Genomic DNA, 9,985 nt, shown 5'->3' with positions numbered 1-9,985 from the left:
AATGCCCGGACCAGCCGGGCATCGTTCATGGTACGGGAGCGGCTACCGGCCTCAGGCGGCCGGCTTCTTCAATTGCAAGGCCTTGTACTCGAGGAATTCCTCCAGCCCGTACTTGCCGGCTTCGCGTCCGTTGCCGGACTGCTTGTAGCCGCCAAACGGCGCCTGCATATTGAACGGCCCGCCGTTGATATCGACCTGGCCGGTGCGGATACGCCGCGCCACGCGGATGGCGCGGGCTTCGTCGCCGGACCACACACCGCCACCCAGCCCGTAGATGCTGTCGTTGGCGATGCGCACGGCATCTTCCTCGGTGTCGTAGCAGATGATCGACAGCACCGGGCCGAAGATCTCTTCCTGCGCCACCGTGGCCCTGGGATCGACGTTGCCCAGCACCGTCGGCTTGACGAAGAAGCCCTTGTCCAGCCCTTCGGGGGCCTCCGGTCCGCCAGCCACCAGTTCGGCGCCCTCGTTGATGCCGCGCTGGATGTAGCCGGTCACGCGATCCTTCTGCGCGGCGGAGATCAGCGGGCCGAGGCGGCTGGTTTCCTGCAACGGGTCGCCGACGGTGAAGCTGTCGGCCACCTTCCTGGCGATGGCCTTGACCTCGTCGTAACGCGCGCGCGGCACCAGCATGCGGGTGTGCGCCGAGCAGGTCTGGCCTGAATTCAGGAAGCAGGCGCCGATGGTGCCCTTGACCGCCGCTGCCAGGTCCGCATCGTCCAGGATCACCGAGGCGGACTTGCCGCCCAGTTCCAGCGCCACGCGCTTGACGCTCTGCGCGCCCAGCTCCGACACGCGCTTGCCCGCCCGCGTGGAACCCGTGAACGACACCATATCGACTTCAGGATGGCTGGCCAGTACCTCGCCCACCACCGGGCCGTAGCCGGTGACCAGGTTGAACACGCCCGGCGGCAGCCCGGCGGCTTCGATCACCTCGGCCAGCACGAAGGCATTGAGCGGCGCCACTTCGGACGGCTTGAGCACCACGGTGCAGCCCGCGGCAAGCGCCGGTGCCACTTTCAGCGTGATCTGGTTGAGCGGGTAGTTCCACGGCGTGATGGCCGCCACCACGCCTACCGGCTCGCGCAGCACCAGGGAATTGCCGACCTCTTCCTCGAAGGGAAAGGTCTCGAGCAGCTTGGCGGCCTGCGCCCAGTTATAGACCGGGCCGCCCACCTGGATGGCGCGGGCGAGCTTGATCGGCATGCCGACTTCGCCGGCGATCAGTTGCGCCAGCTCTTCGCTGCGCTCCTTGAGGCCCTCGGCGATCTTGCGGATATAGCCCGCGCGCACGCTGGGCGGCGTCGCCGACCAGCTGTCGAAAGCGGCACGGGCCGCCTGGATGGCATCCTCGGCATCGCGCGCATGGCCCTCGGGAATGCGACCCATGACCGCTTCGGTCGTCGAATGGATCACGTCGATCAGTCCGGTGCCGTGCGGGGCAACCCACTTACCGTTGATAAAGAGCTTGTCTCGTTGTTGCATGGCCACAGTTTTCAGTTGGGTGAATAGGCGGGTGCAAATTTTGTTACTTTTATGGTGCACCACATTGTAGAGCGGATTGGCGCCTCGGTTTTTTGCGGCGAGCAAGCTCGCCTAACAACGTGGCGATAATCGGCCAGCGAGTCGCCTTGAGCCCAGTGCGGCATACCGCACGGTACTGCCCGGCCCATAACAACGGAGCGAGACATGACTGACCCGGTTTTTCATAAGACCGAGCGAGGCCAGGACGAAATCCGCACGCGCGCGCGCAAGCTGGACCACAAGTTGCGCGCCTTGCTGCTGATCGTCAATGGCGAACGCCGGCGCAGCGAACTGCTGGCCCAGACCGGCGGCATGGGGGTAGGCGCCGAGGCCATTGAAGCTCTGCTGGAAGCTGGCCTGATTCGCGCGGCAGAGCAAACGGACCCGGCCCGGCCGCCTGCCGGATCGGACTCCAGCCCCGCAAACCCTGCGCAGGCCAATGTTCGCAGCACCGGCGACGGCAAGGCCGACGCCGCCGTAGCGCCTGCGCAAGACCTGCCTTCGTCCGCCGGTGGGCAAGTCCGCGGCACTTACCAGCAGCTCTATCACTTCTACACGGACGTCATCGGCCATCACCTGGGCCTGCGCGGCTACCTGCTGCAGGTCAAGGTGGAAAAAGCCGGCAGTCCGACCGAGCTGGCGGCGCTGCGCGACCCGCTTTACACGGCCTTGCACAAGGCCAAAGGCGAGATCACCGCCGGCGCCATCATCGGCCAGCTTGACAGGCTGGTGCGTGACGGCTGGCATGCATCGGCCTGAGTGGACGCGAGCCGTGGCCGGATACAAAAACGAGAAGGGCCGCACATGGCAGCCCTTCTCGTTGGCTCGACCGGCGCTTGCTGGAGCGGCTGAATGCGCCGGACGTGAAGATCTCCACTTCCACGAGTTGCGACACGAGGCAACGAGCCGCGTGGTGCGGATGATTCAGCGGTACACACCACCAGAAGACGCCTCGCTTCGCCTTATGCTCATTGCGGGCGTAGTTGAAATGGTAACGGGCATCTGCCATGCGCCCTCGCTGACCCGCTAGACGCCAGGGCGAGCTTTGAGGATTCCAATCAAGCTGGTGACGGCTTCCCTGTCCTCTGCCAGGCGATACGCGATGCCTACGCGGATGCGAAGCTGCTGTCCTTCCAGCAACTCCTTGTAGACGATTCCCTTCCGCGTCATGGATTGCAGTGAGTGCGGAACCAGCGCAATACCTTGTCCGCCAGCGATCAAACTCAGCATGACGTGATAGTCGTCGGGCTCCGCCATACGCTCCGGGTGGAATCCCTTGCTTGCGAATATTCGCTCGCAGTGATCGTGATAGGCCGGGTTGAGCTTTCTGTCGAACCAAAACAGCCGGTCATGTTCCAGGTCAAGGAGAGAAAGCTTCCGCCGAGTCGACTCGGAATGATCCGATGGAATGCACGCGACCATCGGCTCGTCCAGCAGATGCTCGACGGTCAAGCCCTCGGTGCGCGACGGCAGTCCTATCACCGCCACATCCAGGTTCCCTCGACTCAGGTCGTGGACCGATCGCGCAGTGATCTGCCGCTTCACGTGCAAACGAATGGACGGAAATTGTGCCGCGAACGCGTCCTCGATCCAACTGAAAAGGCTTGCATCGATCACGGTAGTGATGCCGAGGTTCAACTCCATGCGGACTTCCGGAGAATCCGCAGCGAACTGTTTCGCCAATTGCTCCGAGTCATGCACCAGCGTCCGCGCCTTCTCAAGAAAGCGTTCCCCGGCTTCGGTGAGCCGCGTGCTTTGCCCGCCCCGAACGAACAGTTGTACCCCTAGGTTCTCTTCTAGCAGCTTGATCTGGCGGCTTAAAGGCGGCTGAGTGATGAACAGCCGCTTCGCCGCGCTGCGGAAACTCAGTTCTTCCGCCACCGCGATGAAGTACTCCAACTGCCTCAGCTTGAGCGAATTGCTCATGTCCATCTCCCTATCCCCACCGCGAGTCCCCAAAGGTATCAGCGAAGAAAGAAATAGCCAAGGTATTTGAGAATCATTACGGTTGAAGCGTGGACAACAATGCAACGTCCATACGCATCGCCAGCCAGTGTCGGTGGCACGCGCGAGCGGATAGTGGAAACCATGTTCATGTTGCCGTCCCCGTGACGCTCAACGCGATGCTATCTGCCGAGGAAGTGCTTGCAGCACGGGCGAATGAGCAAGTAGTTACGGTTCTGCAGAACCTCTGCGCACCCACCAGCGCTTCAGGTGTAGGCGAATCTCCGGCTCACCGGCAGGCATTGCATTTTCTTTTGCCAACCCCTGGATGGCGGTGCATTCACGTTACACCCCAAGCCCCTCCCGGGCGGGATCATACGGCGACTGTGAAGTCGTCAGGAGCAATGCCATGATGAAGCGTCGAACTCTTCTGCTCTTTCTCGCAACGAGCCCTTTCCTGTCTCCGCTGGCGCGCGGCGCATCGGCCGCCAAAGGGATGCTCTGGCAACGCGAGCGCACTGTTGCCTCCGGGTTGTCCTCGCCGGTAGGCATGGCATTGGATTCCGAGGAGCGCTTGCTGGTGGCCAACTGGAGCGCTGGAACTATCATCCGGGTCGAAAAGAGCGGCCAGGTCACGACGCTTGCCTCTGGATTGAGTGGTCCTTCTGGTCTGGCGATTGCCGCAAACGGTGACCTATTCGTTGCCTCGTACAGCTCGGATTTGGTTTGGCGGATCAAGGATTCCGGTAAGCCCGAGGTATTCGCACGCGGGTTGGCAACACCAGCCGGCCTTTCATTCGACAACCAGGGGCGCTTGTTGATCGCCAACCGACGAACCAATCAGATCCTTGCCGCCGACCCGGCAGGCAAACTCTCGGTGGCCGTGGAAGGTGAGCTGCAAACGCCGGTCGGCGCCGTCCAGATGCCGGACGGTGGCTACTTCATTTCGAATATCAGCGGAGGCGTATCGTACGCTGCGTCTGACGGCCGCGCGCGTACCGTCTCGCGAGAGTTCTCGTCTCCGGGGCCGGGTATCGCAATCGCGGATGCCGAATCGGTCTACGTAGTGGATTACGGCGGGTCCGAGGTCAAGCAAGTCCATGCCGATGGCCGTACCCGCGTGGTCGCCAATGGATTCCGAAGCCCTGTGGGCCTAGCCATCTCCGCGGATCGGCGCAGGGCCGTGGTGGCGGACTGGGGCAGCAATACCGCGTATGGGCTCGTCATAGGCAGCGCCGCCACGGCCGCTGGCTGATCCCGCTCCGTCTCGCACTGAAGGCTGCGTGGGCCGCGAGTACGCGCGATCGCGCCGCGGTCGCCCTGGATCGCCTTCGCAGTGAAGGACGGCTGGATCCAAGGTACTTCTTGAAGCGTAAGCGCTAATTTCACCGCACCGGCAACGAGATGAGTTCGAACGGGCGCGGGGGCTGCAATCAGAACGCCGATGTCGTCGAATTCAGGTGCCCCCGCCGGTCGGTACTGCAGGTTCTTCAGCGAGCTGCACAAAGAAGCAAAAAGGGCCACCCGAAGGCAGCCCCATTTGTTTGCGGAGAAGTGACCGCTTAGCCGTCGATCCCCTGCGACTCCAGGTACTCATCATACGTACCCAGGTAGTCCGTCAGCGTGCCATCGTTGCGCACTTCGATCACGCGCGTGGCCAGGCCGCTGACGAACACGCGGTCGTGCGAGACGAAGATCAGCGTGCCGGTGAACTTGTCGAGCGCGATCTGCAGCGACTCGATCGATTCCATGTCCATGTGGTTGGTCGGCTCGTCGAGCGCCAGCACATTGTGCCGGCCCAGCATCAGCTTGCCCCAGATCATGCGGCCCTTCTCGCCGCCGGACAGCACCTTGACCGACTTCTTGATATCGTCGGCGGAGAACAGCAGGCGGCCCATGGTGCCGCGCAGCGACTGATCGTCGTCGCCAGCCTGGGTCCACTGGCTCATCCAGTCGATCAGGTCGCGGTCGACGGGGAATTCTTCGAACGTATCCTGCGGCATATAGCCGACATTGGCGTTCTCGGCCCACTTGATGGTGCCGCGATCGACCTCGACGCCGCCCTTGATGCCGTTGCCCAGCAGGCTGCGCAGCAAGGTGGTCTTGCCGGCGCCGTTCTCGCCGATGATGGCCACGCGCTCGCCGGCCTGAATCGCCATCGACAGGTTGTTGACGATCTTGCGGTCGTAGGTCTTGGTGATGCCTTCCGCTTCCACCGCCAGGTTGTGCAGCTTCTTGTCGAACTCGAAGCGGATGAACGGGTTCTGGCGCGACGACGGCTTGATGTCCTCGACCTTGATCTTGTCGATCTGCTTCAGGCGCGAGGTGGCCTGGCGCGCCTTGGACTTGTTGGCCGAGAAGCGGCGCACGAAGTCCTGCAGCTCGCCGATGCGCTCCTTGGCGCGGGTATTCGCCGCCAGCTGGCGCTCGCGCGCCTGCATGGAGGCTTCCATGTAGTCGTCGTAGTTGCCCGGGTAGACCTTGAGCGTGCCGTAGTCCATGTCGGCCATGTGGGTGCACACGGAGTTCAGGAAGTGGCGATCGTGGGAAATGATGATCATGGTGGAATTGCGCTCGTTGAGCACTTGTTCCAGCCAGCGGATGGTGTTGATGTCGAGGTTGTTGGTCGGCTCGTCCAGCAGCAGCACGTCCGGGTTCGAGAAGAGCGCCTGCGCCAGCAGCACGCGCAGCTTCCAGCCCGGCGCCACGTTGCTCATGGTGCCCTGGTGCTGGTCGGTGGGGATGCCCACGCCCAGCAGCAGTTCGCCGGCACGCGCCTCGGCCGTGTAGCCGTCGTACTCGGCGTACTTGGCCTCGAGCTCGGCAGCCTTCATGTAGTCTTCGTCGGTGGCTTCCGGGTTGGCGTAGATGGCGTCGCGCTCGGCGGCGGCGGCCCACATCTCGGTGTGCCCCATCATGACCACGTCCAGCACGCGCATGTCTTCATAGGCGAACTGGTCCTGGCGCAGCTTGCCCAGGCGCACGCCCGGCTCCAGCATGACGTTGCCAGCGGATTGCTCGAGATCCCCGCCGAGGATCTTCATGAAGGTGGACTTGCCGCAGCCGTTCGCGCCGATCAAGCCGTAGCGGTTGCCCTCGCCGAACTTGACCGAGATATTCTCGAACAACGGCTTGGGGCCGAACTGCATGGTGATGTTTGCGGTAGAAAGCACGTCTGGGACCTTGTATGAATGATGAGGCGCGGGACTAGCGCGCTTGCCTCGGGCTGCCGCCAGCCAATTTGCAGGGCAAGAGCGGATCGCCTAGCAATATGCCGGGCGCCTGGCGGCGTGGGCGGCATAAAGCCAGGCATGGCGACCTGGCTGTGCGTTGGCGCGGGGGCCCGGGCAGGAAATTCGGGAATCAGCCCGCGATTTTACCATCCGCGGGCGAAGTTACGAAGCGGTACGGCTTAGATGTGGGCGGATGCCGCCGCTTTCAACACCGGATAGCCCGACAGCGACAGCGAGAAACCATCCGCACGTGCGCGCAACTGCGCCTGCCCACCTACAGGCAGGGTCAGTTTCTGCGGGCAGTGGCCGAATGGCAGGCCGGTGAGCACCGGCACCGGCAGGCGTTCCTGCAGGTAGGCCACCACGGCTGGCAGGTCGTAGCCGTTGTCGTAGTCGGTCACGCGATAGTTGGAAAAATCGCCCAGCAGGATGGCGCGCTGCGCGCCCAGGACGCCGGCCTGGTCCAGCTGCAGCAGCATGCGCTCCACCCGGTACGGTGGCTCGTTGACATCCTCGAGGAACAGGATGCCGCCTTCGATGGCCGGCATGAACGGCGTGCCCAGCAGGCTGCACAGCATCGCCATATTGCCACCCCACAGCGTGCCGGACACGCTACCGCTGAACGGCTGGCCGCCGGCCTGCGGCGCCGCCACCTCGATGGCATAGGCCGGATCGCGCAGCACGCCGTTGAAGTGCTGCCACATGAAGGGTTCCACCACCTCCGCGCCGAAGTCGGCCAGCAGCATCGGGCCGGCAAAGGTCACGCCGCCGGTGGCCGCCAGGTAGGCCAGCTGGAAAGCCGTGAAATCGCTGTGGCCGACGATCGGGGTCTGGCTGGCCCGCGCCTGCTCGGCGATGCGGGCGAAGTCCACCCGTTCCAGCAGCCGCGCGATGCCGTAGCCGCCCCGCACCGCCAGCGTCAGCTCGTGCGCCGCGCCGGTGCCGATGGCGTGCAGGTCGGCCAGGCGCTCGGCATCGCTGCCGCCGAAGCGCAGGTAGCGGCGCGCCAGCACATCCGGATTGCCGACGTGGAAACCATGCCCCTTGAGCCAGGCGCAGCCACGCGCGGCGATGGCCACATCGTGCGGATAGCCCGAAGACGCGATCAGGCGGACTTCGGTGGGCGGCGTGTGCATCGTCGTGGGCTGGCTCATGCGTCGGGGCTTCGGCTTGGGTCGGAGTTGGTGGAATTTACAGCGGCGGCGGTGGCGGCCGGGCTGCAGTGGGCGCAGCCGGGCACGGCATCCTGCGTGTCGTTGCCGGCGACGGCGCCCGCGGCTTCCTGCGCCGCCTTCTGGGCGGCCTTCTGGGCACGGCGCCTGGCACCGAAGAAATCCTTCAGCATGCGCGAGCAGTCGTCGGCCAGCACGCCGCCGGTGATCGTGGTCTGGTGGTTGAGCTGGGCCTGCTCGAACAGGTTGAGCACGCTGCCGGCAGCGCCGGTCTTGGGGTCGGTGGCGCCAAACACCACATGCCGGATGCGCGCGTGCAGGATGGCGCCGCTGCACATCACGCACGGCTCCAGCGTCACATACAGCTCGCACTCCGGCATGCGGTAGTTGCCGATCACCAGCGCGGCGGCGCGCAGCGCCTGCATTTCGGCGTGGGCGGAGGGATCGACCGAGCGGATCGGCAGGTTATGCCCGCGTGCGATGATCTGGTCGTTCCACACCACCACCGCGCCCACCGGCACTTCGCCGGCTGCCTCGGCCTTGCGCGCTTCGTCCAGCGCGGCCTGCATATAGCGGCGGTCGCGCTGCAGGGCGGGATCGGGGCTGGCGTCGGCCGGCTGCGGCAGGATGGGTTCGCTCATCTCGGCTGGCATGCGCTCGGAGCCGCCTCAGTCCTGCGCGGGCAGGGTAAAGGCGGCGCTGACCTCGGCCCAGCAGTTCGGGGTCTCGAACAGCACCAGCCGCGTCAGCTGCAACTGGTGGCCGAAGCAATCCTTGAATACCGGGGCAAGCATGTCGAAGGCGATCTGCGCCAGGTTCTCGACGGTGGGAATGGCGTCCAGCACGACCGTCTTGTGCCCTTCCATGGTCTGCAGGAAATTCAGCAGCGCGGTATCGCCGCGATGGATCAGGAAGGCGTGGTCCCACTTGGAGACCAGGTGCTCGGTGGCGAGCGCCTTGATATCGCTGAAGTCCAGGATCATGCCTTCATCCGAGGCGCCTGCGCGATGCAGCACCTCGCCTGACAACGTCAGGTCCAGGCGATAGCGATGGCCATGGATATTGCGGCACTGGCCGCCATGGTTGGGGATACGGTGGCCGGAGTCGAACTCCAGCCGGCGGGTAATGGAAACTTGCTTGTTCATGGGTGCCGATGAGTGCCGGAGCGATTTACCGGATGCCTAGCATCTTGTGGGTTTGCAGCGAGAGGCGCCAGCGCGGGCGGCGCTGGCAGAACGCCACCGCCAGGGCGGTATTTTGCCGTGCCAGCGGGCCATCCATGGCCTGCACGAGGAAATGACGGAAATCAAGGCGCTCGTATGCGGCGAAATCCTGGCCATCCTGCGGGATCACCACCTTGAGCTCGTCGCCGTGCGTGACCACCAGTTCGGCGCCCATCTTGGGGCTCACGCAAACCCAGTCGATGCCCTCGGGCACTGGCAGCGTGCCGTTGGTCTCGATGGCGATCTCGAAGCCGCGCGCGTGCAGTGCCGCGATCAGCGGCGCGTCGAGCTGCAGCAGCGGCTCGCCGCCGGTACAGACCACCAGCGGCCGCCCCGCGCCGCTGCCCTCCACGTCTTGCGGCCACTGGGCCGCCACCATGTCGGCAAGGGCCTCGGCGGTGCGGTACTTGCCGCCCTCGGTGCCGTCGGTGCCGACAAAATCGGTGTCGCAGAACTGGCAGACCGCGCTGGCACGGTCTTCCTCCCGGCCGCTCCAGAGATTGCAACCGGAGAAGCGGCAGAACACTGCGGCACGGCCCGCGTTGGCGCCTTCGCCCTGCAGTGTGTAGAAGATTTCCTTGACGGCGTAAGTCATGCTGGCTGGTAAAGCGATAGGTGATGCTGTGGGTAATGCAGTAATAATACGGCCAGTCATCGTGCGAAGCGCGCCGGCATGACGCCCCGGCGGGGGTGGGTCCCGGCCGGCGCGCGGCGAATGCCGGATGGACAACTGGCGGCTGATGGCTAAAAACTGCGGCTAACCCGCTATTTTCGCACAGGAGCGCAATCGGCTCCAGACATCGGCCCGCCCCACCGCCTGGCCTGGTTCTCCGCCCACCCTGCCTGGCGCAGCCGCTCGCTCGCGAAATCCAGGAAACTGGCGATGCGG

Annotated in this window: 9 protein-coding genes; 2 read left to right on the top strand and 7 right to left on the bottom strand. The window is 64.5% G+C overall.

The features are described 5' to 3' along the window. Positions 1-51: 51 nt before the first annotated feature. Positions 52-1,485 (bottom strand): aldehyde dehydrogenase family protein, encoded by a 1,434-nt coding sequence (locus P3W85_RS11450; protein WP_017224555.1) that lies wholly within the window; start codon positions 1,483-1,485, stop codon positions 52-54. Positions 1,486-1,689: 204 nt separating this feature from the next. Here P3W85_RS11450 and P3W85_RS11445 point away from each other — a divergent pair, with 204 nt between their 5' ends. Next, the gene (locus P3W85_RS11445) at positions 1,690-2,283 is read left to right on the top strand and encodes a hypothetical protein (RefSeq protein WP_276264876.1); all 594 of its coding nucleotides are present in this window, start codon (positions 1,690-1,692) and stop codon (positions 2,281-2,283) included. A gap of 267 nt (positions 2,284-2,550) precedes the next feature. On the opposite strand, the gene P3W85_RS11440 is transcribed toward P3W85_RS11445, so the two are convergent. Next, positions 2,551-3,450 carry a LysR family transcriptional regulator gene (locus P3W85_RS11440; RefSeq protein WP_276264875.1) on the bottom strand — a complete coding sequence of 300 codons (900 nt, stop codon included), beginning with the start codon at positions 3,448-3,450 and terminating at the stop codon, positions 2,551-2,553. 427 nt (positions 3,451-3,877) lie between these two features. On the opposite strand from P3W85_RS11440, the gene P3W85_RS11435 reads away from it, so the two are divergent. Then, positions 3,878-4,723, top strand: coding sequence for a hypothetical protein (locus P3W85_RS11435; protein ID WP_276264874.1), 846 nt, complete (start codon positions 3,878-3,880; stop codon positions 4,721-4,723). A gap of 307 nt (positions 4,724-5,030) precedes the next feature. Here the strand turns inward: P3W85_RS11435 and P3W85_RS11430 are convergent, their stop codons facing one another. From P3W85_RS11430 to queE, 5 genes are all read right to left on the bottom strand, one after another. Then, the gene (locus tag P3W85_RS11430; RefSeq protein ID WP_035806471.1) at positions 5,031-6,641 is read right to left on the bottom strand and encodes an ABC-F family ATPase; all 1,611 of its coding nucleotides are present in this window, start codon (positions 6,639-6,641) and stop codon (positions 5,031-5,033) included. A 239-nt stretch (positions 6,642-6,880) separates the two neighbouring features. Next, positions 6,881-7,855, bottom strand: coding sequence for a muramoyltetrapeptide carboxypeptidase (ldcA, locus tag P3W85_RS11425; RefSeq protein ID WP_276264873.1), 975 nt, complete (start codon positions 7,853-7,855; stop codon positions 6,881-6,883). After that, complete coding sequence (gene tadA, locus P3W85_RS11420) at positions 7,852-8,514, bottom strand: tRNA adenosine(34) deaminase TadA (RefSeq protein WP_276264872.1); 663 nt, start codon at positions 8,512-8,514, stop codon at positions 7,852-7,854. The genes ldcA and tadA overlap by 4 nt, the downstream gene beginning before the upstream one ends. A gap of 27 nt (positions 8,515-8,541) precedes the next feature. Beyond that, positions 8,542-9,018: a 6-carboxytetrahydropterin synthase QueD gene (gene queD, locus P3W85_RS11415; RefSeq protein WP_017228512.1), complete on the bottom strand. Its 477-nt coding sequence runs from the start codon at positions 9,016-9,018 to the stop codon at positions 8,542-8,544. 25 nt (positions 9,019-9,043) lie between these two features. Next, positions 9,044-9,691, bottom strand: coding sequence for a 7-carboxy-7-deazaguanine synthase (queE, locus tag P3W85_RS11410; protein WP_276264871.1), 648 nt, complete (start codon positions 9,689-9,691; stop codon positions 9,044-9,046). Between the last annotated feature and the right edge of the window lie 294 nt (positions 9,692-9,985).

This window comes from Cupriavidus basilensis, from assembly GCF_029335485.1.
GTDB classification, from domain to species: Bacteria; Pseudomonadota; Gammaproteobacteria; order Burkholderiales; family Burkholderiaceae; genus Cupriavidus; species Cupriavidus basilensis_E.
Note: the sequence above shows the minus strand (reverse complement) of the source record. Positions and strands in the feature narration are given on the sequence as shown.